The sequence below is a fragment of the Pseudomonas sp. M2(2023) genome (assembly GCF_030263955.1).
In the GTDB taxonomy this organism is placed as follows: Bacteria; Pseudomonadota; Gammaproteobacteria; order Pseudomonadales; family Pseudomonadaceae; genus Aquipseudomonas; species Aquipseudomonas asiatica.
Map to the genome: position 1 here is coordinate 2,406,254 of NZ_CP127114.1, position 22,285 is coordinate 2,428,538.

25 protein-coding genes are annotated in these 22,285 nt (G+C 60.2%); 10 read left to right on the forward strand and 15 right to left on the reverse strand.

What is annotated here, in order from left to right:
• Positions 1–6: 6 nt before the first annotated feature.
• Genes QN085_RS11105 through QN085_RS11115 form a run of 3 tightly spaced genes read right to left on the reverse strand, consistent with a single transcriptional unit; the run spans position 7 to position 1,506 of the window.
• Positions 7–450 (reverse strand): DUF421 domain-containing protein, encoded by a 444-nt coding sequence (locus QN085_RS11105; protein ID WP_004376294.1) that lies wholly within the window; start codon positions 448–450, stop codon positions 7–9.
• Between the two features lie 9 nt (positions 451–459).
• Positions 460–966 (reverse strand): hypothetical protein, encoded by a 507-nt coding sequence (locus QN085_RS11110; protein WP_023661907.1) that lies wholly within the window; start codon positions 964–966, stop codon positions 460–462.
• Positions 967–1,002: 36 nt separating this feature from the next.
• On the reverse strand, positions 1,003–1,506 hold the full coding sequence (locus tag QN085_RS11115) for a CinA family protein (RefSeq protein WP_013972207.1): 504 nt from the start codon (positions 1,504–1,506) through the stop codon (positions 1,003–1,005).
• Between the two features lie 186 nt (positions 1,507–1,692).
• Between QN085_RS11115 and QN085_RS11120 the strand changes: the two genes are divergently transcribed.
• Complete coding sequence (locus QN085_RS11120) at positions 1,693–1,926, forward strand: PLDc N-terminal domain-containing protein (protein WP_004376302.1); 234 nt, start codon at positions 1,693–1,695, stop codon at positions 1,924–1,926.
• Between the two features lie 297 nt (positions 1,927–2,223).
• On the opposite strand, the gene QN085_RS11125 is transcribed toward QN085_RS11120, so the two are convergent.
• Positions 2,224–3,423, reverse strand: a complete 1,200-nt coding sequence (locus tag QN085_RS11125; RefSeq protein ID WP_013972208.1) for a zinc-dependent alcohol dehydrogenase — start codon at positions 3,421–3,423, stop codon at positions 2,224–2,226.
• 218 nt (positions 3,424–3,641) lie between these two features.
• On the opposite strand from QN085_RS11125, the gene QN085_RS11130 reads away from it, so the two are divergent.
• Positions 3,642–4,337, forward strand: a complete 696-nt coding sequence (locus QN085_RS11130) for a DUF2238 domain-containing protein (protein WP_023661909.1) — start codon at positions 3,642–3,644, stop codon at positions 4,335–4,337.
• Positions 4,338–4,536: 199 nt separating this feature from the next.
• Positions 4,537–5,022 carry a glycine zipper domain-containing protein gene (locus tag QN085_RS11135; protein WP_013972210.1) on the forward strand — a complete coding sequence of 162 codons (486 nt, stop codon included), beginning with the start codon at positions 4,537–4,539 and terminating at the stop codon, positions 5,020–5,022.
• Between the two features lie 48 nt (positions 5,023–5,070).
• On the opposite strand, the gene QN085_RS11140 is transcribed toward QN085_RS11135, so the two are convergent.
• On the reverse strand, positions 5,071–5,901 hold the full coding sequence (locus QN085_RS11140; RefSeq protein ID WP_013972211.1) for an AraC family transcriptional regulator: 831 nt from the start codon (positions 5,899–5,901) through the stop codon (positions 5,071–5,073).
• Between the two features lie 130 nt (positions 5,902–6,031).
• On the opposite strand from QN085_RS11140, the gene QN085_RS11145 reads away from it, so the two are divergent.
• Entirely contained in the window at positions 6,032–6,550 is a 519-nt protein-coding gene (locus QN085_RS11145; RefSeq protein WP_023660544.1) for a carboxymuconolactone decarboxylase family protein, read from the forward strand.
• Positions 6,551–6,563: 13 nt separating this feature from the next.
• Complete coding sequence (grxC, locus tag QN085_RS11150) at positions 6,564–6,818, forward strand: glutaredoxin 3 (protein ID WP_024086844.1); 255 nt, start codon at positions 6,564–6,566, stop codon at positions 6,816–6,818.
• A 120-nt stretch (positions 6,819–6,938) separates the two neighbouring features.
• Here the strand turns inward: grxC and QN085_RS11155 are convergent, their stop codons facing one another.
• The 3 genes from QN085_RS11155 to QN085_RS11165 all read right to left on the reverse strand — a co-directional run bounded on the left by QN085_RS11155 (position 6,939) and on the right by QN085_RS11165 (position 10,421).
• Positions 6,939–7,955 carry a GlxA family transcriptional regulator gene (locus QN085_RS11155; RefSeq protein WP_023660545.1) on the reverse strand — a complete coding sequence of 339 codons (1,017 nt, stop codon included), beginning with the start codon at positions 7,953–7,955 and terminating at the stop codon, positions 6,939–6,941.
• Positions 7,956–8,178: 223 nt separating this feature from the next.
• A complete protein-coding gene (gene gabP, locus QN085_RS11160; protein ID WP_285690858.1) occupies positions 8,179–9,564 on the reverse strand; it encodes a GABA permease in 1,386 nt (461 codons plus the stop codon).
• A gap of 83 nt (positions 9,565–9,647) precedes the next feature.
• Positions 9,648–10,421 carry a creatininase gene (locus QN085_RS11165; protein ID WP_023660546.1) on the reverse strand — a complete coding sequence of 258 codons (774 nt, stop codon included), beginning with the start codon at positions 10,419–10,421 and terminating at the stop codon, positions 9,648–9,650.
• Positions 10,422–10,752: 331 nt separating this feature from the next.
• On the opposite strand from QN085_RS11165, the gene QN085_RS11170 reads away from it, so the two are divergent.
• Both QN085_RS11170 and creA read left to right on the forward strand, forming a co-directional pair.
• Positions 10,753–11,316 carry a type 1 glutamine amidotransferase family protein gene (locus QN085_RS11170; RefSeq protein ID WP_023660547.1) on the forward strand — a complete coding sequence of 188 codons (564 nt, stop codon included), beginning with the start codon at positions 10,753–10,755 and terminating at the stop codon, positions 11,314–11,316.
• A 199-nt stretch (positions 11,317–11,515) separates the two neighbouring features.
• Positions 11,516–12,727: a creatinase gene (creA, locus tag QN085_RS11175; protein ID WP_013972218.1), complete on the forward strand. Its 1,212-nt coding sequence runs from the start codon at positions 11,516–11,518 to the stop codon at positions 12,725–12,727.
• A gap of 92 nt (positions 12,728–12,819) precedes the next feature.
• On the opposite strand, the gene QN085_RS11180 is transcribed toward creA, so the two are convergent.
• Positions 12,820–13,200, reverse strand: coding sequence for a cupin domain-containing protein (locus QN085_RS11180; protein ID WP_023660548.1), 381 nt, complete (start codon positions 13,198–13,200; stop codon positions 12,820–12,822).
• Between the two features lie 110 nt (positions 13,201–13,310).
• Between QN085_RS11180 and QN085_RS11185 the strand changes: the two genes are divergently transcribed.
• Entirely contained in the window at positions 13,311–14,162 is an 852-nt protein-coding gene (locus QN085_RS11185) for a LysR family transcriptional regulator (RefSeq protein WP_013972220.1), read from the forward strand.
• Positions 14,163–14,261: 99 nt separating this feature from the next.
• Here QN085_RS11185 and QN085_RS11190 read toward each other — a convergent pair whose 3' ends face one another.
• Entirely contained in the window at positions 14,262–15,161 is a 900-nt protein-coding gene (locus QN085_RS11190; RefSeq protein ID WP_024086846.1) for a LysR family transcriptional regulator, read from the reverse strand.
• 106 nt (positions 15,162–15,267) lie between these two features.
• On the opposite strand from QN085_RS11190, the gene QN085_RS11195 reads away from it, so the two are divergent.
• Positions 15,268–16,269 carry a zinc-dependent alcohol dehydrogenase family protein gene (locus QN085_RS11195; protein ID WP_031324212.1) on the forward strand — a complete coding sequence of 334 codons (1,002 nt, stop codon included), beginning with the start codon at positions 15,268–15,270 and terminating at the stop codon, positions 16,267–16,269.
• Positions 16,270–16,391: 122 nt separating this feature from the next.
• On the opposite strand, the gene arsJ is transcribed toward QN085_RS11195, so the two are convergent.
• The 5 genes from arsJ to QN085_RS11220 all read right to left on the reverse strand — a co-directional run bounded on the left by arsJ (position 16,392) and on the right by QN085_RS11220 (position 20,906).
• On the reverse strand, positions 16,392–17,615 hold the full coding sequence (gene arsJ / locus QN085_RS11200) for an organoarsenical effux MFS transporter ArsJ (RefSeq protein WP_023660550.1): 1,224 nt from the start codon (positions 17,613–17,615) through the stop codon (positions 16,392–16,394).
• 9 nt (positions 17,616–17,624) lie between these two features.
• The gene (locus tag QN085_RS11205) at positions 17,625–18,629 is read right to left on the reverse strand and encodes an ArsJ-associated glyceraldehyde-3-phosphate dehydrogenase (protein WP_023660551.1); all 1,005 of its coding nucleotides are present in this window, start codon (positions 18,627–18,629) and stop codon (positions 17,625–17,627) included.
• 23 nt (positions 18,630–18,652) lie between these two features.
• Positions 18,653–19,369 carry an arsenical resistance protein ArsH gene (gene arsH, locus QN085_RS11210; RefSeq protein ID WP_013972225.1) on the reverse strand — a complete coding sequence of 239 codons (717 nt, stop codon included), beginning with the start codon at positions 19,367–19,369 and terminating at the stop codon, positions 18,653–18,655.
• Between the two features lie 4 nt (positions 19,370–19,373).
• Positions 19,374–20,435 (reverse strand): ACR3 family arsenite efflux transporter, encoded by a 1,062-nt coding sequence (arsB, locus tag QN085_RS11215; protein ID WP_013972226.1) that lies wholly within the window; start codon positions 20,433–20,435, stop codon positions 19,374–19,376.
• 114 nt (positions 20,436–20,549) lie between these two features.
• Complete coding sequence (locus QN085_RS11220; RefSeq protein ID WP_013972227.1) at positions 20,550–20,906, reverse strand: metalloregulator ArsR/SmtB family transcription factor; 357 nt, start codon at positions 20,904–20,906, stop codon at positions 20,550–20,552.
• 384 nt (positions 20,907–21,290) lie between these two features.
• Between QN085_RS11220 and QN085_RS11225 the strand changes: the two genes are divergently transcribed.
• The gene (locus tag QN085_RS11225; RefSeq protein ID WP_013972228.1) at positions 21,291–22,211 is read left to right on the forward strand and encodes a LysR family transcriptional regulator; all 921 of its coding nucleotides are present in this window, start codon (positions 21,291–21,293) and stop codon (positions 22,209–22,211) included.
• Positions 22,212–22,285: the final 74 nt, after the last annotated feature.

The following is a 22,285-nucleotide window of genomic DNA, read 5'->3' on the forward strand; positions in this document are numbered from 1 at the left end:
GCAGGGTCACTCCTGCGGAATGATCGAGATCTTGCCGTTGCGCTCGACGATGGCGAACTTGATCTGCCCGACGCTTTCGATTCCCTGGCTGTCCCGGGCGGACTCGAGAATGTCGTCTTCGGTCAGCCGCGCCCGCCGCATTCGGTGGTGGAGAAAGCGCCCGTGATCCACGACCAGTGTCGCGTGGCCGTCGACCAGACGGGCCAGGCGCTTGGAGTTGAGCTTGGCCAGCGACAGGCCGACATCCAGGACGATCAGCGTGGCGATCACCAGCATGGCGTTGGTGAACGAGAAGTCCTCGCCGAGCAATGCCTGCTGGGTTGCTTCGCCGATGATCAGCAGCAGGACGAAGTCGAAGGTGGTGAGGTCTGCCAGCGAGCGCCTGCCAGCCACGCGAAACAGCAGCATCAGCGCGATGTACATGCCGGTCGCACGAAGAATGGAGTCCATGTCGCGCTCCTACGGGTAGAGAAAGGTGGAGAAACGCACTGCGCTGCCTGGGCCGGCGCTGACAATACCTTCGAGAGTGCCGACATGTTCGCTGCGCAGGGTCAGGTAGAGGGTGGCGATACCCTCTTTGCTGGTGCCAAGCTGGAGCAGGAGCGACCTGCCATGGGAAAGCGATACTTGCGGCTCTGGCTGCAGCGTTTCGATGCTGGCTTCGCGTAGCAAGGTCCCCCCGAGCAGCAACATCACAGGCTCCCCGGCATTGCCGCGAACCGTGATGCGCAGGTTATCGGTGGTGCCGCTGCGGCTGAGGCGCTGATACTCCACATGCACCCGGCCGTCGTCGCTCATGACCTGGGCGTCACTGAGCGGACCGTTGCCGAACAGCCCGGCCAGGCCCAGCATCACGACCAGCACCAGCGCGTACCATCCGACCCGTTCGAATCGCCAGACCCGCTGCTGCATGCGCATGTCTTCCTCGACGGGGTGATGCCTTGAAGCCAACTCGTCTTCGTCCATGCTTGCAGCCTCTCACATAGCCTCTCACGTAGCCCCTCAGGCGCGCTCACCGCGCAGCCAGCGTTGGTGGTAATGGGCCAGGTGCGACAAGCCGTAGAGCGCGCCTTGGCGGATTACATCCGCGCGCTCGCCAAAAAAGCGCTGGCTGCGTGTGAATACCGCCAAAGGCTCGCCGGCAAAGGCCCAGGCAAAGCACACAGTGCCCGGGGCGATGCCATCCTGCGGCTGTGGCCCGGCGACACCCGTGCTGGCGATGGCGACGGTGGCGTCGCTGTCTTTCAATGCGCCGAGGGCCATCTCCCAGGCTACCGCCTCGCTGGTCAGGCCGTAGCGTTCGATAGTCTGTGGGCTGACGCCGAGCAGGCGTTTCTTGGCGCTTGGCGAGTACACCACGTAGCCGCTTTCCAGAACCTCGCCGGTCCCCGGCACTGCTGCCAACAGCGCAACCATGGCACCGGCCGTGCAGGATTCTGCGGTGGTCAGTACCAGCTTGTGGGCCTTGAGGTAATCAAGGGCCTCGAGTACGGGGTCGGTCGTCATGGCCGGTCACTCGTGCGTTGTTTTTTGGTGGACGTGTTTCCTGCGGGATTGGTTCATTGCTTGTGTGCCACCCATCAATGGTGGGGAAAGCTTCCTGAACTTTGTTCCGTTTGCCGGCTTCCTCTAGGTAGGAGGGCGGCGGTGCGGGCCTCGCGCTGCGGCCGGACTAACAGAGGAGAAGCGATCATGACCGAGCCTGTGACATATTTCTGGATCGCTGTTGCAGCGATCATCGTGTTGCTCGATCTGTGGGCCATCGTCAGTGTTTTCCGCAGTGACAAGAGCGACGTGACGAAGGCGATGTGGGCACTGTTGCTGTTGGCGTTGCCCATCGTCGGCCTGGCCATCTGGGGCGTGCTTGGGCCGCGTGGAATCAAACGCGGTACCGGGCCGTCGTCGCCTGAACATAGCAAGGGGTAGGAGGGTAGATGAAGAAAGGATCGGAGACACCTCGTAGCGGAACCCGAGGTGAAGAGGAACGGGACAATGATGCGCAGCGTCCTGATGGGTCAACTGGCACGTCCCATGATTCCACTGCGCAGAAAACAGCTCGTGATGAAACGCAACGCAAGCGTTGAGCAGGTCGGTGTGAAGAACTGAATTCGCAAGCGGTCCGCATAGCCTGTGGGAGCGGCTTTAGCCGCGAAGAATCCAACGCGGTGCATGGCACCGGCTGCGCCGGTGTTCGCGGCTAAAGCCGCTCCCACAGGGTCCCTGCTAATGGTCAGGTCCCAATGTACCGGCAGCAGCGCCCGGCACGAGGATGACCTTGCGGCAGTCGTCCTGTTTCTGGTCGAACAACTTGTAACCCAAAGCCGCTTCTTCCAGGGCCAGACGGTGGGTGACGATGAGTTCCGGCTCCAGACGCCCGGCCTCGATATGTTCGAGCAGTTCAGGAAGGAACTTCTGCACGTGGGTCTGGCCCATCTTGAACGTCAGGCCCTTGTCGAAGGCATCACCAAACATGAAGGCGTGGATAAAACCCGCATAGACCCCAGGCACGCTGACCACGCCGCCCCGGCGCACCGCGGCGATACTCTGGCGCAGCGCCTTGCCGCTGCTGCTCTCGATCTTCAGAGTGGTCAGTACCGTTTCGGTGGTACTGCCCTTGGCCTCGAAACCGACCGCATCGATGACGGCGTCCACGCCGCGCATGCCGGGGGTCAGGCGGATGATGGTGTCGGCCGGGTCGTCATCCTGCTCGAAGTTGATCGGCACCACGCCGTAGGCATCGCGGGCGAACGCCAGGCGGTAGTCATTGTCGTCGACCATGAAGATCGTCTGGGCGCCCAGCATGCGCGCGCAGGCTGCGCTCAGCAGGCCTACCGGCCCGGCGCCATATATCGCAACTGTCGAGCCTGAGCCGACCTGCGCATTGGTGACGGCCTGCCAGGCTGTGGGCAGGATATCCGAGAGGAACAGCACCTTGTCGTCCGGCAGGGCGGTAGGCACCTTGAACGGGCCGACGTTGGCCTTGGGCACCCGCACGAAATCCGCCTGGCCACCGGGCACACCGCCATACAGATGGCTATAGCCGAATAGCGCGGCCCCTGGCGGGATGCCCTTCTTGTTGATGATTGCACCACGGCCGGTGTTGGTCGTTTCGCAAGCGGCGAACTGGTCGAGTTGGCAGAAGAAACAGCTGCCGCAGGCGATCACGAAGGGAATCACCACGCGGTCACCGACCTGCAGGTTGGTCACCCCGCGGCCGGTATCCTCGACGATACCCATGAACTCGTGGCCGAAGATATCTCCCGGCTCGGTCTGTGGAATCTTGCCATGGTAGAGGTGCAGGTCGGAGCCGCAGATGGCGGTAGCGGTGACTCGGAGGATTATATCGTCCTCGTCCTGGATGAGTGGGTCGGGGACATTGTCGACCCTGACGTCCTGGGTTCCGTGGTATGTCAGTGCTCTCATTGGTTCATCTCCTGGGGCCGGGTGGTCTATGCAGGGGAAGCCAAGGAGGGAGGTAAAGTTCAGGTGGAATCATCCATCGGTAATTTTCAGTGCTACTGGCCCCAACAACATCATGAAGAACTGTCGTTGAGGTGACATGGCATCAGGTGAAGCCGGCGCCCGGAGGAAACTTTAGCTGCCCTGCGAGGCTCAACCGTGCTCAAGCCGAGCGTAAAACCATGAACAGGAATCCAACATTGCAAACAAGCTTTGCCCCTTCGGCCACGCCACGCCAAGCCGCGGGCTTGCTGACATCGGCCATGTTGCTGATGCTTGCCTCGGGGGTTGCGCCGCTTGATCGTGCGGATTGGTGGCTCGAAAACGTTTTGCCGCTGGCGCTTCTGCTCACCTTGGCTGCGACCAGCCGTTATTGGCGCTTTTCTCGGCATGCTTACCTGGCAATCGTGGTGATGCTGGCGATTCACGAGCTAGGAGCGCATTTTACCTATGCCAAAGTCCCCTATGACGCTTGGCTGCGTGCGCTTACCGACCACTCTCTGAATGCCTGGATGGGCTGGCAGCGCAACCAGTTCGATCGTCTGGTGCATCTGAGTTACGGCCTTTTGTTCGTCCTGCCGATCAGGGAGCTGCTCCAGCGCCAGGCCCGGTTGCGAGGTGGTTGGTTGGCGTTGTGTACCGTTTCCTTCGTCCTTGCCACATCGGCGCTGTACGAGCTGCTGGAGTGGATAGGTGGCCAATACCTGGGTGATGACCAGGCACAAGCCTTTCTCGCGACCCAGCAAGACCCTTGGGATGCACAAAAGGACATGGCCCTGGCTTTGCTTGGTGCACTTGTCACCTTGTTGATCCAGCGGTTTGGGGCAAGCAAGGTCTGGGGCAGAAGGGTAGTGAGTTTGGAGGGGGAGCACGGGTGACGGGTAGAAATAAAAGGCTTCTCCACCACTGGAAAGGCTTTTTGCAATCAGCCTGTGACCGTTGAAAAACCCTTAAGTTTCCATCGGGAAAACAATAACTTGGAGAATTTTTCCAAGTCGTGTCACTCGTCGGATTTCCATTGTAAGCCCCTGTCCAGAGCCTCAGGATCGCCTCCGTATCCCTCTGAGGCTTTCACAAATGAAGTACTCCTCGATTCTGTTGTTGTCACTTGGCCTGCTTAGCGGCGTTGCGTCGGCAGGCGGCAATACCGGAGCAGGTATAGGTGGCGCATTGGGTGGAGTATTGGGCTCGGTAGTCGGTCAGTCGATCGGCGGCAGCACCGGCTCGGCAATCGGCGCCGGCCTGGGTGGCGCGGCCGGTGGTGCGGTGGGTGCCGACAAGCACAGCCGTGGCGAGGCGGCCATTGGCGGCGCACTGGGTGCAGCTGGCGGCAACGTGGTGGGTCGCAAGATGGGCGGCACCACTGGCAGCATGATCGGCGCAGCAGCCGGTGGCGGTGTGGGTGGTGCCTTGGGCAACCACATGGGCCGGGAATACGATGACGAGAGCGGGCATCGCTACCGGGATTATGACGACGATGACGACGACCGGGGCTGGCGCCGTCACCGCCACGACCGTGGCCATCATTATGGCTGGCGCAACAATCACCGCTACGACGACTGATCCCCGCGTTACTGGCCCATCGCCGGGTTGGCTGCAGCTGTCACTCGGCTAGGCATCATGCGTGCTCTGCTGTAGCCACTCCCTCGGGCTTGCACCCACCTTGCGGCGAAAGGTGCGGGCCAACGCAGACGGGCTTTCGTAGCCGACCTCATCGGCAATCAGGGCGATGGGGCGGCCTTCGCGCAGCCGTTTCTGGGCAAGGCTGATTCGCCAGTTCGCCAGGTAATCGGCAGGGGTGATGCCCACGGTCTCGCGAAAGTGCGCAGCAAAGCTCGCGCGCGACATGCCTGAGCGGTCAGCCAACTCTGCCACGGTCCAATTGTGCTGTGGCTCGTTATGGATACCCACGAGCGCACGGGACAGCTGTGCATTGGCCAGCCCGGCCATCATCCCCGAAGCAATGCTGCGGCTGGCGATCAGATGGCGAAGTAGCTGAATCACCATCAACTCGAACAGCCGATTGAGAATGACATCCCGTCCACACTCGTCGCCGAAGGCTTCTTCGAACAGCCATTCGAGGGTGCCATCGAGGCCCTGCAATTCGCGCAACGGCTTGATGATGAAGTCCGGCAAGGCCTGGGTCAGCGGATTGTTGGCGCCACCATCGAACTGCAAGGTGGCGCACACCAACTCCGCTTCGTCTGCTTCGATCGCCAGCAACTGATGCTCCTGCGGACGTACCGCAAGTATCAGGCTTGGCTCCGCCAGCTCCATGAGCTGACCACGTTTGTCACTGAAGGTCAGGCGACCCGAACGAAGCAGGTGCGCGTGACCGGAACTTTGCTGCCCATGAAAGCGGGTCGTTCCACAAAAACCACCGTGGTGGAAGGTAGACGCATGCAGGTTGAAGTGCTTGAGCAGTGTCGATAGTCGGTCCATGGGGCGCTCAGGTTTGGACGATCGGTTGCATAGATTCGACGATCTGAAGCCGAAAGGATAGTCGTCTTCCCTAGTATTGACTCCAGGCTTGATCGACAAGCTGGTTAATCACCCTACTGGAGAAACTACCATGACTCGTATCGCTGCTCTCTCGCTGGACCAGGCCCCTGCTGGCTCGCGCACTGCGCTCGAAGGCATTCAGAAAGGCCTTGGTTTCATACCCAACGCCTTCAAGACCCTGGCTCACTCCCCAGCCGCTCTCAATGGATACCTGGGCCTCGCCCAGGCTCTGGGCAAGAGCTCACTGAGCGCCGCGGAGCGCGAAGTGGTTGCGCTTGCCACCTCGGAAATCAATGGTTGCGACTATTGCCTGGCGGCACACAGCTTTTTTGGTGCCAAAGCCGGCTTGAGCGATGAGGCCATTAGCCAGGCGCGTAGTGGCACGCTCAGCGCGGTCGCCGCGCTGGCGCATCAGATCACCAAAAGCCGCGGCCAATTGAATGACGATCAGGTCGCCGCAGCACGCGAGGCCGGTCTGAGCGATGGCAAGATCGTGGAGGTGGTGGCACAAGTCACGCTGTTGACCCTGACCAACTACCTGAACAACATCGCCACCACCGATATCGACTTCCCGCCGTCGGCACACTAGGAGGGCAACCGACATGAGCCAAGTGACAATCTATACCACCCAACACTGCCCTTACTGCGTGAGCGCCAAGCGACTGCTGGCGCACAAGGGGGTCAGTGCCGTGGAAATCGATATCGAGGCTTCGCCGAACCATCTGGCCGAGATGCTGCTGCGATCCAGGCGCAGGACCGTGCCGCAGGTCTTTGTGGGGAGTGTCCATGTGGGAGGTTTTGATGATCTGAAACGCCTCGATCAAAAGGGCGAGCTCGAAGTATTGCTCAGTGCCTGAAGGGCTGATTCAGCGATATTTGCCTTTGGCCGTTAGCCGCCCTTGGCAAGGGCAGCTAACGGTTCAAAGCGGTCACTTGCGATCCCTGTTTCACCGACGCTTTGTTGCATTCGTCGATGATCAGCACTGAGCCGCGGCAACCTGCTTGCGTTCACCCATGGGAGAGACGCCGAAGAAACGGCTGTAGCATTTGGAGAAATGCGCCGGCGAAACGAAACCACAGGCAAGGGCGATATCCCGTACTTGCGATTCGCTGTGCAGTAACAGTTGTCGGGCGCGCGACAGGCGTAATTCAAGGTAGTACTGGCTAGGGGTACTTTGCAGATGCTTGTGGAACAGGCGCTCCAACTGCCGAACTGAGATGTCGTTCAACTGCGCCAGTTCCTCCAGGGTCACAGGGTCTTCGAGATTGGCCTCCATGATGCTGACTACCTGGCTGAGCTTGGGTTGGGACGTCCCTAGCCGCTGTCGCAGGGGCACGCGCTGGCGCTCTTGCGAACTGCGAACGCGGTCGCACAACAGCAATTCGGCCGCATGTTCGGCAATCTCTCGCCCGCCGGGTTCGCGTGCGATCAGTTGCAGGCACATGTCCATTGATGCCACCCCACCCGAGCTGGTGTACCGGTCACGGTCAAGTTCAAACAACTGGCTGGAAATGATGATCCCGGGAAAGCGCTCTTTCAGCGCTTCGATATCTTCCCAGTGGATGGTGCAACGGTAACCCGTGAGCAGATTGGCACGCGCCAACAAATGGCTACCCGTGCAAATGCCACCCAATGCCACTTGGTCATGGGCCAGCTTGCGCAGCCAGTTCACGATGGCGCGGGTATTGTGGTCGGAGACGATGGGGTTTGGCCCTACCACAAACAGCATGTCCAGCTTGGGCGCATCCTTGATGGTGTATTCAGGCAGGATGCGCATGCCGTTGCTGGCGCTCACCGGCTCCATGTCGGCGGCGATGATGAGTGTCTGGAACATGGCCCTGCGCGCAGCAAGGTTAGCCATGCGCAAGGTCTCCACCGCAGAAGCGAACCCGATGGTGGTGAAATTGGGGATCACCAGAAACCCGACGATCTTGGGTGTGGGGGCATCGACAGGGTAACCCGTGGCCAGCGGGGAGGATCTCGGCGTAGCCATCAATACGACTCCTACAATGCAAGATGACGTGTTCAGCGCCTGTCTCCCGATACAGGCAATTTTTTGTGTAAAAGGGCTCCAAGCCTGCGGCGGCATACTACACGCAGCAATCAGGCTACAGGGTGCGCACTGGCCGATATTCGCCCCCTGTTTTCGGTTTGACGCAAAAAGGCGACACCCTGCGAACGCATAGCCTTCGCAGGGCGAAGCGGCTGAGCCAGCCTCAGGCCGATTTGGTTGCGACACGGGGTAGTGGGCGCTTCTTGGGCGAGAAGATCGAACTCATGCACACGATGGCAATTGCCAGCGCGCCGGTTGTCATTACTTCCATGCGGTGGCCGGGCATGATCAGCATCATTGCCAGAATCCCGATGATGGAGGCGACGACCAAGTAGCTCAGCCAGGGGAACAACCACATCTTGAAGGCCATGACCTCACCTCGACGAGCCATCTGCTTGCGCAGGATCAGTTGCGATACCGCGATGGCCAGGTAGACCAGCAGTGCCACGGCACCGGAACTCGCCAGCAGGAAGGAGAACACCTCGTCCGGCGCAAAGTAGTTCAACGCGGTGGTGAGGAAGCCTACAGCGGTGCTGGCCATGACCGCGACGAATGGCACACCGGCCGATGAGGTGCGCTGGAGAACGGCAGGGCCGTCGCCACGTCTGCTCAGCGAGTAGACCATGCGCGATGCGGTGTAGATTGCCGAGTTGAGGCAGCTGGCCACGGCAATCAGCACGACGACATCCACGATCATCTTGGCGTGAGGGATGTTCATCAGCTCAAGGGCCCTCTGATAGGAGCCGACCTGCACCAGCATGGGGTCGTTCCAGGGCACGATCGAGACGATCAGGAACACCGAGACGATGTAGAAGATGCCCATGCGCCACACGACCGAGTTGGTAGCGCGGGTGATCTGTCTGGAGGGGTCCTTGGATTCTGCGGCGGCGATGGTGACGATTTCGGTGCCCATGAAACTGAACACCGTGGTCAGCATGGCGCCAATCACCGCTGCCATGCCGTTGGGCATGAAACCGCCGAAGTCGTTGCTCAGCTTGGCCACGCCACTGACGCTGAGGTTTGGCACCACGCCGGTCAGGGCCAGCGCACCCAGGGCGATGAAGGCCAGTACGGCGATGACCTTGAGCATGGCGAACCAGAACTCGAACTCCCCGTAGCGCGCAACGCTGAACAAGTTGGTCAAGGTGAGCAGGGCAGTAACGGCCAGTGCGAATTCCCAGGTTTCGATCGCGGGGAACCAGGCATGCAGGATTGCCGCTGCGGCAATTGCCTCGATGGGAATGACCAGCACCCAGAACCACCAGTACAACCATCCAATGGTAAAACCGGCCGAACGACCCATTGCGCGTTCGGCATAGGTGGAAAACGAACCGGTATCAGGGGAAGCAACTGCCATTTCACCGAGCATGCGCATGACCAGCACAACCAGTGTGCCGGACATGATGTAGGCCAGGATGGCCGCTGGGCCGGCCGCTGCAATTGCATGCCCCGATCCGATGAAAAGGCCGGCACCGATAGCGCCGGCTATCGAGAGCATGGTGACGTGGCGCTGCTTGAGGCCGGGGGCCAGAGTTGAATGGCTGGACATTATCATTACCCTTGTTGTTATAGATGGCGGGTTAACAGCTAATGCGAATCGTGCTCTGGTAGATCAATGCGGTGTTGTGGCGCTTAACTGAATGCCTCGCGGACAGCGTTGCTGATGCCTTCGGTGCAGACACGCAGAATCAGTTCGCCTTTCTCGCGGCTGGCGCCTTTTGGCGATGACAAGGTTCCACACGCCGGCGTGCGCTCGGCAATGATCGGGAACACATCGTAGGGGGGGAAGGTGGCTGGCGGATGATCGATGGCACGGGCCAGGTCGACTTTCTCGGGGTGCAGGGCCAGCATCAACGAAGTCTCGAAGACGCCACCGTGTTCAATGTCCCAGCCGAGGAATCCGTCAGGGTAGAGTTCCTGGATGACCTCAGGTGCATTGACGAAGTCCCAGTAGGACAGGACCACGACCTTGAAATCGGTGATGCCGGCATAACGGAGTTCGCGCAGCGCCAGGTCGATGCCTTCCACGATGAACATGGAGTTCTCGTAGTGCCCGTTCATCATCACCAGCTGACGCGCGCCGTGCCGGGCCAGCTCCCTGATGATGTCCTGGATGGTATGTGTCAGTGTTGCGCCATCCAGGCTGGTGGTGCCGGGAAAGTGGTTTCCGCCGCCCGATTTTTGCTGCGACTTGTAGCCGTAGGCCAATGCGGGGAGCACCAGGCCGTCGACATTGCGCGCTACGGCCTTGCACAGCGCGGTCGGTAGCAGTACATCCACTTCCATGCACATGTGGTGGCCGTGTTGCTCCAGGGCGCCTACAGGCAAGAATATCGGGCTGCCGGATGCAACACGCCGGGCGTACTCGGGCCAGGTGAGTTCGCCAATTACAACGCTATCGTTCATCGGGTGGTCTCTCTATGTTCTTGTAATTGCAAAAGCTCGTCCGGTTTGCAGCAGTAGCAGATGTCCCAATTTGATCAGATCGCCATCGGCTGGAATTGTCAGTTTCCGACCTGGAATTGACAAAAGCTGCCGTGGCTCTATCCCGTAGGTCACGGCATGCGTTGATTCACGAGTTCAGGGGCGGCGAAAACGTTCATGTCGGACGAACTGATTTGCTTGCCCATTCTGCCTGGCAATTAGGGGTCGAAATCTGACATATCTGGCCAGGCAACTACCGGGACAATATTACTGTTCGCAGTAGACGCTGCGTGGGTAAAGTTGGAGGTAGTACATGCAGCAATTGACCGAAGTGGGCCAGCCATTGGCAAGCACAGTGCGCATTGGTTTCCTGTTGAGTGAAGGGTTTGATTTCTATGCGTTGGCCGCCGCATTGGAGCCGTTGCGCATCGCCAATGAAATTGCCCGGTGCGAAGTGTGCCAGTGGCAGATCATCAGCCTTGGCGGCCGGCCGTTGAAGGCCAGCAACGGTATTTCCACGGCCACCGTGGAACTGAGCCAGGCAAAACCGCTGGATATACTCATTGTCTGCCCGGGTGATGAAATGCGTTCACGCACAGGCACCCCGCATCTGCGCCACCGTGTATCGGGGCCGAAGGTGCGCTGTGCGGCAAAACAGATGACGTGGTGGTTGCCCACCGTTGACGATTACGCAGACCTGCCTGTCGGCCAGATCAAATGTGTGCATGCACCGGCCAGTGTTTCGGAACAAGTCAAGAAGACCCTGGCTTTGTTCCCGCCGTCTACATCCCACCTGCTTGGAGTCAGCGAACTGGCAACGCTGATCGGCGTTTCGCGGCAACTTCTCGAGCGCTTGTTCGCGCACCGACCCCACTGAATCCTCACTATCGGTTGATTGCGCTGGCGCCTCGGATTCTGCGTCGCCTTTGCGGTGTTTGGCCTCGTTTGCAGGGCGACGGATCTGGTCATTTACGGGTCGGATTCGCGCAAAAAACCATTCGGCTTATCTGGTCGAATGGTCACCAGTGGCACCGATAAACAAGTTTCTCCGCTGTTAACTACAAGGAATAAAAAACATGCAAATGCCAAAAACCATTCAGATCAAGAACGGCGAAAAAGTCAAACCGACGTTCTCGCAACAGGAATATGCCAACCGTCAGTCCAAGTTGCGCACTTACCTGGCACAAAACAATATCGATGCTGCGGTCTTTACCTCCTACCACAATATCAACTACTACAGCGACTTCCTGTACTGCTCGTTTGGCCGCCCCTATGCACTGGTTGTCACTCAGGAAGCCGTCGTGTCGATCAGTGCCAACATCGATGGTGGCCAGCCATGGCGCCGTACGGTCGGTACCGACAACATCATCTACACCGACTGGCAGCGTGATAACTATTTTGTCGCGATTCAGCAGGCACTGCCCAAGGCCGGGCGCATCGGCATCGAGTTCGACCACCTGAACCTGATGAACCGGGACAAACTGGCCAGCCGTTACCCGCAGGCCGAGCTGGTGGACATCGCCGCGCCGTGCATGCGCATGCGCATGATCAAGTCGGCTGAAGAACACGCGATCATCCGCCAGGGCGCCCGGGTAGCCGACATCGGTGGCGCTGCAGTGGTGGAGGCCCTGCGTGACCAGGTACCTGAGTACGAAGTGGCATTGCACGCTACCCAGGCGATGGTGCGTGAGATCGCCCGCACCTACCCGGACTCCGAGCTGATGGATACCTGGACCTGGTTCCAGTCGGGCATCAATACCGACGGCGCCCACAACCCGGTGACCTCGCGCAAGGTCAACAAGGGCGACATCCTCAGCCTCAACTGCTTCCCGATGATCGCGGGTTATTACACCGCACTGGAGCGTACGCTTTTCCTGGACCACTGTTCCGATGAGCACCTGCGCCTGTGGGAGGTCAACGTCAAGGTGCATGAGGCTGGCCTTGAACTGGTCAAGCCCGGCATGCGTTGCAGCGACATCGCGCTGCAGCTGAACGAGATCTTCCTGGAGCACGATCTGCTGCAATACCGTACGTTCGGTTACGGCCACTCGTTCGGTACGCTTAGCCATTACTATGGTCGCGAGGCAGGCCTGGAGTTGCGTGAGGACATCGACACCGTACTCGAGCCGGGTATGGTGGTGTCGATCGAGCCGATGATCATGCTGCCCGAAGGCCTGCCGGGAGCTGGCGGTTACCGTGAACACGACATCCTGATCGTCAATGAGCACGGTAGTGAAAACATCACCAAGTTCCCGTACGGTCCGGAACACAACATCATCAAAAAGTGATTGAACCCGCCGCACAGTCACCCTGTGCGGCTTTCTCCCTGCACCGGCGATTTGCGCGGTGCGCCTGAAGGCGTGAACCGCGGTTGACTGAATTACGCCGGATATAACTGCTCCTCTATCGAAACCGTGAGTGATGAAGTCTCTGCGCCGGTGTGGAGGGTGGTATCCGTTTCGATCAGCATGACCGCACATTCTTCCTCGGCAATCGGCCGGTGTCGCATTTGCTTTGGAATCACGCAGAATTCTCCTGCGTTCAGGACAATGGTGCGGCTTTCGAGCTCGATGCGAAGCGTGCCAGAGACCACCGTAAACATTTCGTCTTCATGTTCATGGGCATGCCAGACGAACGCGCCTTTCAATTTCGCAACCTTGATGAAATGGTTGTTGACGCGGCCGATGACCTTGGGCTTCCAGTATCCGGTCAGCGTATCCAGTTCATGTTGCAGGTTGATGCTGTCCACCGTGTTGATCATGCGCGTACTTCCTTCTGCAAGTCAGTCTGAGGCTTGCAATCTAGAGCGGCGCGTGGCTTTTGCGTAGCTACGAATTACAATACCGGTATTAACACTGCTAATGGCCTGGCATGAACAAGAACCACACCCTTGATCTGGCGCTGCTCAGGGCCTTTGTCGAAGTGGCGGATACCGGAAGCATGAGTGTTGCATCGGTAGGCCTGCACCTGACACAAGGGGCTGTCAGCCAGCGAATCAAGCGGTTGGAGGCATTCCTCGGCTGCCCATTGCTGATGCGTGACACTCAAGGCAGTAGCCTGACTTGGCAGGGGAGGTCGTTGTTGCCTGACGCTCGTCGCCTGCTGCGGATGCATGATGCATTTTGCGCCAGTGTCGGGGCCAGGGAATCAGACGCCCCGGTGCGTCTCGGGCTCCCGTTCGATATGGCCGGCGCGCCGCTTGCTCCCGTGCTGAAGGCGTTCGGTGATGCCTTCCCCAAGGCCGAGGTAAAGATCTTCAGTGCTTCGTCCGTGGACCTCGACCAGGTGTTCGCCACGGGCGAACTCGATCTGGTGCTCAGCCAAGGCCCGGTTGATGTCGAGTTGGGCGAACGCCTGGCTGTTGATCAGCTGGTGTGGCTGGGCAACGAGACTGCATCGGCACGGCGCCCATTGGCTCTGTGCTTCCTGACGGCGAATTGCGCCTTTCGCGACACCGTTTTCCGGTGTCTTGGCGAAGCAGGTATCGTGGCAAAGGTGGTATTTGAAAATGCGTCGGTCGATACCACGTTGACCATGGTTCGCAACGGGCTGGCGGTTACGCCATGGCTGCAAAGTCTCGTTCCTGAAGATATCAGCCTGGCTGCACCTGAATGTGGGTTACCAACACTGCCCGCGTTCGCCGTGCGGTTGCAGACGGTCGAGGATGCCAGTCGTTCCGTTTCTGGCCTCGCGGACATTATCCGGGAACATTTCAAGCGCTGAGACGGCTGCGTTTCTCATCACTGCGAAGCCGGTCCAAATGAGCAGTGCCAGATTGTTTGTTGACGTTGCTCCACGCCTGTGCACCCGACTGACGCAGGCCTACGGCTCTTGCGCAAGACCGTGCAGGTGCTCGCGCAGAAAGTCGATGAAGGCCATCGCCCGTGCCGAATGTCGCCGCTCGCGGCTGAACACCGCGCTGACGGGCAGTGCCGTGGCTTTGTAATCGTCAAGCACGCTTAGCACGCTGCCGCGTTCAACGTCTGCTTTGAAAAGCCATTGTGGGGAGAGGGAGATGCCCAAACCGCACAGCACCATTTCCCGAATGGCCTCGCTGCTGTTGCTGGTGACGTTGCCTGTGATGGCGATATCGAACGCGTCCGACCCCCGTGTGAAGCGCCAGCGATCGTATTGCTCCAGCAACGTGAAGCCGATGCAGTTGTGGTTTGCCAGTTCGCCAGGCTCCAGTGGCAGGCCGTGGCGTTCCAGATAGGCAGGCGAGGCGTATACCTGCCGCAGGGTGTTGCCGAGCGGTACCGCCACCAGGCCCTCGTTTTTCACTACGCCTATCCGGATCGCCACATCTATGTCCTCCATGAGCAGGTCTTCGTTGTGATCGTTCAGCCGGAGGTCAAGCCGCACATCGGGATAGCGCTGCAGAAAAGTCCCGATCAGAGGCGCTATGCACAAGCGTCCGTAGCTGACCGGTGCGGCGACGCGCAGGGGCCCCGCTATCTGCTCCTGGCCACTGGCAAAGCTGCGTGTGGCACTTTCGAGTTGACCGAGAATTTCCTGGCAGTGGCGGTAGAAACGTTGCCCTTGGTCGGTCAGCGCCAGGTGGCGGGTGCTGCGGGCGAATACTGGCCCGCCCAGGTATTGCTCCAGCGCACGGACCTGCTTGCTGATTGCCGGCTGCCCCATGTTCAGCTCCCGGGCCACTGCCGAGAAAGACCCACGCTCCACGACGCGTACGAAGATGCGCATGCTGTCGAACAGATCCATTGCCACCTGGCCTCTACTGGGAATGAGTAATATGCAAATTCAGCTTCTTATCGGAATGGGTGAGGGGGCGCAACCTGTATGCATCCACTGAACAGAGGTATCCGTCATGAGTCAGACCATGCTTGCCGCCATCGCCGAGTCCGCCCAAGCCCCACTGGTCGTTCGCCGCATTCCTCGCCCGGTTCCCGCTAGAGGCCAGGTCCTTGTCAGCGTTCACGCCGCTGGAGTAAACCCGCTCGATACCAAGATTGCCTCTGGTGCAGGGGCGCACGCCCGTCAGGCGCTGCCAGCGGTGCTTGGTCTGGATCTGGCCGGTACGGTCGTCGAACTGGGCGAGGCGGTAGAGGGCTTCACGCTCGGCCAGGAGGTTTTCGGCATGGCCGGCGGAATCGGCGGGGCCCAGGGCACCATGGCCGAATACATTGCCGTGGATGCCCGGCTTATCGCAGCAAAACCGCACACTCTGGGCATGCATGAGGCAGCAGCCTTGCCTTTGGTGTTCATCACCGCCTGGGAAGGTCTGGTTGATCGAGCCAATGTCCGGGCTGGCCACACCGTGCTTGTTCACGGTGGTGCAGGTGGGGTAGGCCAGATGGCCATCCAGCTGGCGAAAGCTCGCGGGGCCAAAGTCTGTGCCACCGGTTCGGCCGGCAGCCTCGATTTCATACGTTCACTGGGCGCTACGGCGATCGACTACCAGGCGCAGAGCGTAGAGTCCTGCGTCGAGCAGCATACCGCAGGAGCAGGTTTCGACATTGTTTATGACACTGTGGGCGGTAGCACGCTGGATGCGTCATTCAAGGCGGTGAAGCCCTATACCGGTCACGTGGTGAGCTGCCTTGGTTGGGGCGAGCACAGTCTTGCGCCGCTCTCGTTCAGAAGCGCCACTTATTCGGGGGTGTTCACCCTGGCCCCGTTGCTCACGGGCCAGGGCCGCGAACACCATGGCGCAATCCTGCGCGAGGCGGCCGAGCTGGCAGATGCGGGGCAACTGACGATCCGGGTGGATCGGCAACGGTTCGCACTGGACGAGGTAAACGACGCCTTCCGCCAGGTCGCAGAAGGCCGCGCCAAAGGCAAGACAATCATCCAGTTGTTGAGCGAATAGAACCGAGAACGTTGAACGCCAAGGTATCCGCCGATGGGGGCAGCTTTATCGAGCGGCCCCTGACTTTGTCGTGCTGAGAGCAGATTTCGGGGGACGCGATTCTATGGCACACGCTGAGTGGGTCAATTGCAATCGCTGGCATGCCTTGGCAATGCACTCGATATCAGTGCTGCCAGCAGAACAAATACTGTGGAGATCCACAGGCAGGCCTCCAACCCGTAAGCCTGGAATACCCAGCCGGAAAGCAGCGTACCGACCAGCCGCCCTAGCGCGTTGGACATGTAGTAGAACCCCACATCCAGCGATACCCCGTCTTCCTTGGCATAGCTGACGATAAGGTAGCTATGCAGTGACGAATTCACGGCGAACAGCACGCCGAACAGCATCAGCCCGCCAAGCACCATCACCTGGGCCGACCAGCCTGCCGACAGGCCCACGGCGATGAGCGCCGGCAGCCCGGCAAGGGCAATGGCCCAGATGAAAGCCGCGCGACCGTCGGGCACCTGGCCGCGTTTCTTGCCAGTGATGTGGGGGGCAAGCGACTGGACGATGCCGTAGCCGATTATCCATGCAGCCAGGAAGCCGCCGACCAGCCAGAAGTCCCAGCCAAAGGCCGTGGTCAGGTACACCGGCAATGCCACGACGAACCAGACGTCACGGGCGCCAAAGAGAAACAGCCGTGCGGCCGAAAGAATGTTGATGGCCCGGCTCTTGGACAGCATGTCGCGGAACTTCGGCTTGGCCTTGGCCTTGCCCAGGTCCTTCTTCAGCAGGATCAGGCTGCCGACCCAGATCAATGCCAGTACCGTCGCCATGGCCAGCACCGCCAGGGTGAAGCCGAGCAGGGCGAGCAGGGCGCCACCAAGGAAGAAACCCACGCCCTTGAGCGCGTTTTTCGAGCCCGTCAGGATGGCCACCCACTTGTACAGGGTGCCTTGCTGGCTGCCTGGCACCAGCAGCTTGATGGAGCTCTTGGCACTCATCTTGTTCAGGTCCTTGGCGATGCCGGACAACGCCTGGGCCGTCATCACCCACGGCACTGTCAGCCAGGCTGCTGGCACCGTGAGCATCAGCAAGGCCAGCACCTGCATGCCCAGGCCGATGTTCATGGTGCGGTTGAGCCCCAGGCGGGCGCCGAGGTAGCCGCCCACCAGGTTGGTGATCACGCCGAACACTTCATAGAACAGGAACAGCGCCGCGATCTGCAGCGGCGTGTAGCCCAGCGTATGGAAATGCAGTACCACCAACATGCGCAACGCACCGTCGGTGAGGGTGAAGGCCCAGTAGTTGCCGGTAACCAGCAGGTACTGACGCACGTGTGCAGGCAGGGCTGACAACGCCTTCATGATTGCCGGTTACTCCGCCGTGCCGACCATTCGGGCCAGTTCCGCTGCGCGGTTGGCGTAGCCCCACTCGTTGTCATACCAGGCGTAGATCTTCACCTGGGTACCATTGACCACCAGGGTCGATAGCGCATCGATGATGGAGGACCGCGGGTCGGTGCGGTAGTCGATGGACACCAGCGGTCGCTGTTCGTAGCCCAGAATACCCTTCAACGGGCCTTCGGCAGCCGCCTTCAACAACGCATTTACCTCTTCGGCCGTGGTCTCGCGTGCCACTTCGAACACGCAGTCGGTCAGCGAGGCGTTGGCCAGCGGTACACGTACGGCGTGCCCATTCAGCTTGCCGCGCAGTTCAGGAAAGATCTCGGCGATTGCGGTAGCCGAGCCCGTGGTGGTCGGGATCAGGCTCATGCCCGAGGCGCGGGCGCGACGCAGGTCCTTGTGCGGTGTATCGAGGATGCTCTGGGTATTGGTCAGGTCGTGGATGGTGGTGATCGAGCCGTGGTGGATGCCCAGGTTCTCGTGAATCACCTTGACCACCGGGGCCAGGCAGTTGGTGGTGCAGGAAGCGGCGGTGACGATACGGTGCTGCGCCGGGTCGAACAGGTGCTGGTTGACGCCCATCACCACGTTCAGCGCGCCTTTCTCCTTCACTGGCGCGCAGACCACCACGCGTTTGACGCCCTGGTCCAGGTAGGCCTGGAGCACGGCTACCGACTTCATCTTGCCGCTGGCTTCGATGACCAGGTCGCAGCCCGACCAGTCGGTGTCCGCAATGTTCTTGTTCGCGGTGACCTTGATGCGCTTGCCCTCGATCACCACCGAGTCGCCATCTGCCCCGGCTTCACGATCCCAGCGGCCGTGGACCGAATCGAAATTGATCAGGTGGGCGTGGGTTTCGGCGTCGCCGGCCGGGTCATTGATCTGGACGAATTCGAATTCCGGCAAGCCCCAGGACGCGCGCAGCGCCAGGCGACCGATACGGCCAAACCCATTGATGCCTACTTTGATTGCCATGGTCTTGTTCTCGAGTTGTGACTTCAGATGGATCGTTGATTGACACGCCTGGACAATTCCTCGGCCGACTCCTTGCGCTCGGAGTAGCGGTCGACGAGGTAGTCGGCGCGGTCGCGTAACAGCAGGGTGAACTTCACCAGCTCCTCCATGACATCGACGACACGGTCGTAGTACGGGGACGGTTTCATGCGGCCCGTTTCGTCGAACTCCAGGTAGGCCTTGGGCACGGACGACTGGTTAGGGATGGTGAACATGCGCATCCAGCGGCCAAGCACGCGCAACTGGTTGACCACGTTGAACGACTGCGAACCGCCACATACCTGCATGACCGCAAGGGTCTTGCCCTGGGTCGGCCGTACGGCGCCCATGCTCAGGGGGATCCAGTCGATCTGCGACTTGAACACGCCGGTCATTGCACCGTGGCGTTCCGGCGAGCACCAGACCATGCCTTCGGACCACAACACCAGATCGCGCAGTTCCTTGACCATGGGGTGGTCATCGGGCACGTCATCCGCCAGTGGCAGCCCGGTCGGATTGAAGATGCGCGTCTCGGCACCGAAGTGCTCCAGCAGGCGCGCCGCTTCTTCCGTCAGCAGGCGGCTGAACGAGCGTTCGCGGGTCGATCCGTACAGCAGCAGGATGCGAGGCTTGTGGGTGGACTGCTGCGCGATCGCCAGTTTCTCGGCTGTCGGCACATCGACCAAGTCGTTGTCGATGTTGGGAATGTGGTGTTCGGTCATGGTTTCACTCCTGAGACAAGGCGCCAGATGGCTGATCGAACCAGCGACGCTTGAGCCACCAGGCCACGCCAACCAGCGAGATCAGTACCGGCACTTCCACCAAGGGCCCGATGACGGTGGCAAACGCGACCGGCGAGGCGAGGCCGAAGGTGGCGATGGCCACAGCAATGGCCAGTTCGAAATTGTTGCTTGCCGCGGTGAAGGCCAGCGCAGTGGTGCGGGGGTAGTCGGCCTCCAGCAGCTTGCCCATCCAGAAGCTGAAGAAGAACATCACCACGAAATAGATGGTCAGCGGGATGGCGATGCGCAGCACGTCCAGCGGCAGTTGCAGCACCATGTCGCCTTTCAGGCTGAACATGGCAACGATGGTCAGCAGCAACGCCACGAGCGTCAGCGGGCTGATTTTCGGAATGAAGTGCTCCTGGTACCAGGTGGCACCTTTCCGGCTGATCAGGGTCTTGCGGGTCAGGAAACCGGCCAGGAACGGGATGCCCAGGTAGATCAACACCGATTGGGCTATATCGAGGAAGCTGGTCTCGATGACGCTACCTTCCAGGCCGAACAGTGGCGGTAGCAGGCCCAGGAAGATCCAGGCGTACACGCTGAAGAACAGGATCTGGAAAATGCTGTTGAAGGCGACCAGTCCGGCCACGTACTGGTTATTGCCGCCGGCGATCTGGTTCCATACCAGCACCATGGCGATGCAACGCGCCAGGCCGATGAGTATCAGGCCGGTCATGTACTCGGGCTTGTCGGAAAGGAACACTACTGCCAGCCCGAACATCAGCACCGGGCCGATCACCCAGTTCTGGATCAGCGACAGGGCGAGGATGCGCTTGTCCTTGAAGACCTGTGGCAACTCCTCGTATTTCACCTTCGCCAATGGCGGGTACATCATGACGATCAGGCCGATTGCGATGGGGATGTTCGTCGAGCCCACCGACAGCCCGTTCAGCCACGCTGGCAACCCCTGGAACAGGCTGCCGAGAGCGATCCCCAGGCCCATGGCCAGGAAGATCCAGACCGTCAGGTAGCGGTCGAGGAAGGAAAGCCGGCTTTTGCTCATGGTGTATCTCCCTGAACGTCAGTGCGTTCCGATGATCGCCAGCTCGGCCTTGAGCCCGGCGGCATCCAGTTGTTCGAAAGGCAATGCGAGAAATGCCTTTTTTCTCGGCAGTGGTCAGCAGCAGGCAGCGACGCGCTGAGGGCGGTCACCCATGGTGTCCAGTCGTTTGGCGCTGGTGCTCAACCATTCGCGATTGGCTTCCAGTGTGGTTACCAGAACATCGCGTACCCAGGCGGGAAGCTCTGGATGCAGGCGGTAGTAAACCCATTGGCCCTGCCTGCGGTCTTCAAGCAGGCCGCAGGTGCGCAATTGTGCGAGGTGGCGGGAAACCTTGGGTTGGCTTTCTTCCAGGGCACAGATCAGTTCACAGACGCACAGCTCTTCCTCGCGAGCGATCAGCAGCATCATCCGAATGCGGTTCTCGTCGGCGAGGCATTTGAAGACCTGGGTCGGGGTCAGCGAGTCAGTCATGGGCGTTCTCGGGGCGGGCAGCTGGTGCCTATGGCGGGGTATTCAATGTATATGTTTTTTCGAATATACGGATTTTCGAATGTATTGCAAGGCCGCCGGATCTGTTCTGCGCACCATGTGAAAGCAACGGCCTTGCTCAATTCCCAAAGCTGGCGCGATCCCTGTGGGAGCGGCCTTGTGTCGCGAAAGGGCCGCAAAGCGGCCCCAGGTTTGATGTGCAACAGTTGAAATTGCTGGGGCTGCTATGCAGCCCTTTCGCGACACAAGGCCGCTCCCACAAGGTCCTTGTCAACTTGATGAGGCACAGTGGCGTTCTGTCGATCCAGGCTGTGCAAATACGTTTAACATGCTCCAGGCCCGCCCTCATCGTTGAAAGAGAGTTGTATGGAGTTACGTCAGCTTCGCTATTTCCTGAGTGTTCTGGAGTACGGCAGCCTTGGCAGGGCTGCGGTCGAGCTAGGGGTTGGCGCCTCGGCTTTGAGCCAGCAGTTGTCGAAGCTGGAGAGCGAGGTGAGTACCCGGCTTTTGACGCGTTCGAGCACCGGCGTAGCGCCGACCGCGGCCGGGCTGGCCTTCGAATACCATGCGCGTCTTGCGCTTCGTCAGGCGGAACATGCTGTGCTGGCAGCTCAAAGTGGCCGCATGAGCGGCTATGCCAGTGTGGGGCTGGCACCGACCACTGCATCGATCCTTGGCTTGGCGTTGATCGACAGGATGCGCGAACGCTATCCCGACATCCGGCTGCACCTGGTGGAGATGCTGTCTGGTTATCTGATGAACCAACTCAATGCCAGGCACCTTGACCTGGCGGTGCTGTTCCAGGCAGAGACGGGGCCGCGCCTGGAGGTGCGGGGGCTGCTGACGGAGCGGCTGTTCGTGCTGGTTCCCGCACCGCTGGTCAAGGACGGCTGGGGCGAGTCGCTCACGTTGCAACAGATCGCGACGTTGCCGTTGGTGATGCCCAGCAACCAGCATGGATTGCGCACGACGTTGCGCTCGATTTTCGAGCGGGCAGGGCTGGAGGCCAGCATCGTCATGGAAGTCGATGGCCTGTCGCTGTTGATGGATTGCGTCTGTGCGGGCCATGCCGCCACCATCCAACCTGGCGCGACAGTGGCCCGGGCGCATCAGGCGGGCCTGCGCGTGTTTGCTGTCGACGAAGCCCTGGCGCAGCGTCGCAATGTGATTGTCAGCCTGACTGATGACGAGCTCTCACCGGCGGCGCTGGCTACGCGGATCGTACTGCAGGACGTTGCCCGGGAGCTGGTGGAGCAGGGCCGATGGCCAGGCGCACGGCTGCTTTGACCCAGGCGCCGGGTGCGCTTGTTCCGACCCTTTAGAAAAACTGAATGCCTCCCCCCGACCATCGCGTTTCGCGG

Bases quoted from the DNA above. Each gene is read 5' to 3' on its own strand.
- QN085_RS11105 (WP_004376294.1), bottom strand. From the start codon at position 450: ATGGACTCCATTCTTCGTGCGACCGGCATGTACATCGCGCTGATGCTG.
- QN085_RS11110 (WP_023661907.1), bottom strand. From the start codon at position 966: ATGGACGAAGACGAGTTGGCTTCAAGGCATCACCCCGTCGAGGAAGAC.
- QN085_RS11115 (WP_013972207.1), bottom strand. From the start codon at position 1,506: ATGACGACCGACCCCGTACTCGAGGCCCTTGATTACCTCAAGGCCCAC.
- QN085_RS11120 (WP_004376302.1), top strand. From the start codon at position 1,693: ATGACCGAGCCTGTGACATATTTCTGGATCGCTGTTGCAGCGATCATC.
- QN085_RS11125 (WP_013972208.1), bottom strand. From the start codon at position 3,423: ATGAGAGCACTGACATACCACGGAACCCAGGACGTCAGGGTCGACAAT.
- QN085_RS11130 (WP_023661909.1), top strand. From the start codon at position 3,642: ATGAACAGGAATCCAACATTGCAAACAAGCTTTGCCCCTTCGGCCACG.
- QN085_RS11135 (WP_013972210.1), top strand. From the start codon at position 4,537: ATGAAGTACTCCTCGATTCTGTTGTTGTCACTTGGCCTGCTTAGCGGC.
- QN085_RS11140 (WP_013972211.1), bottom strand. From the start codon at position 5,901: ATGGACCGACTATCGACACTGCTCAAGCACTTCAACCTGCATGCGTCT.
- QN085_RS11145 (WP_023660544.1), top strand. From the start codon at position 6,032: ATGACTCGTATCGCTGCTCTCTCGCTGGACCAGGCCCCTGCTGGCTCG.
- grxC (WP_024086844.1), top strand. From the start codon at position 6,564: ATGAGCCAAGTGACAATCTATACCACCCAACACTGCCCTTACTGCGTG.
- QN085_RS11155 (WP_023660545.1), bottom strand. From the start codon at position 7,955: ATGGCTACGCCGAGATCCTCCCCGCTGGCCACGGGTTACCCTGTCGAT.
- gabP (WP_285690858.1), bottom strand. From the start codon at position 9,564: ATGTCCAGCCATTCAACTCTGGCCCCCGGCCTCAAGCAGCGCCACGTC.
- QN085_RS11165 (WP_023660546.1), bottom strand. From the start codon at position 10,421: ATGAACGATAGCGTTGTAATTGGCGAACTCACCTGGCCCGAGTACGCC.
- QN085_RS11170 (WP_023660547.1), top strand. From the start codon at position 10,753: ATGCAGCAATTGACCGAAGTGGGCCAGCCATTGGCAAGCACAGTGCGC.
- creA (WP_013972218.1), top strand. From the start codon at position 11,516: ATGCAAATGCCAAAAACCATTCAGATCAAGAACGGCGAAAAAGTCAAA.
- QN085_RS11180 (WP_023660548.1), bottom strand. From the start codon at position 13,200: ATGATCAACACGGTGGACAGCATCAACCTGCAACATGAACTGGATACG.
- QN085_RS11185 (WP_013972220.1), top strand. From the start codon at position 13,311: ATGAACAAGAACCACACCCTTGATCTGGCGCTGCTCAGGGCCTTTGTC.
- QN085_RS11190 (WP_024086846.1), bottom strand. From the start codon at position 15,161: ATGGATCTGTTCGACAGCATGCGCATCTTCGTACGCGTCGTGGAGCGT.
- QN085_RS11195 (WP_031324212.1), top strand. From the start codon at position 15,268: ATGAGTCAGACCATGCTTGCCGCCATCGCCGAGTCCGCCCAAGCCCCA.
- arsJ (WP_023660550.1), bottom strand. From the start codon at position 17,615: ATGAAGGCGTTGTCAGCCCTGCCTGCACACGTGCGTCAGTACCTGCTG.
- QN085_RS11205 (WP_023660551.1), bottom strand. From the start codon at position 18,629: ATGGCAATCAAAGTAGGCATCAATGGGTTTGGCCGTATCGGTCGCCTG.
- arsH (WP_013972225.1), bottom strand. From the start codon at position 19,369: ATGACCGAACACCACATTCCCAACATCGACAACGACTTGGTCGATGTG.
- arsB (WP_013972226.1), bottom strand. From the start codon at position 20,435: ATGAGCAAAAGCCGGCTTTCCTTCCTCGACCGCTACCTGACGGTCTGG.
- QN085_RS11220 (WP_013972227.1), bottom strand. From the start codon at position 20,906: ATGACTGACTCGCTGACCCCGACCCAGGTCTTCAAATGCCTCGCCGAC.
- QN085_RS11225 (WP_013972228.1), top strand. From the start codon at position 21,291: ATGGAGTTACGTCAGCTTCGCTATTTCCTGAGTGTTCTGGAGTACGGC.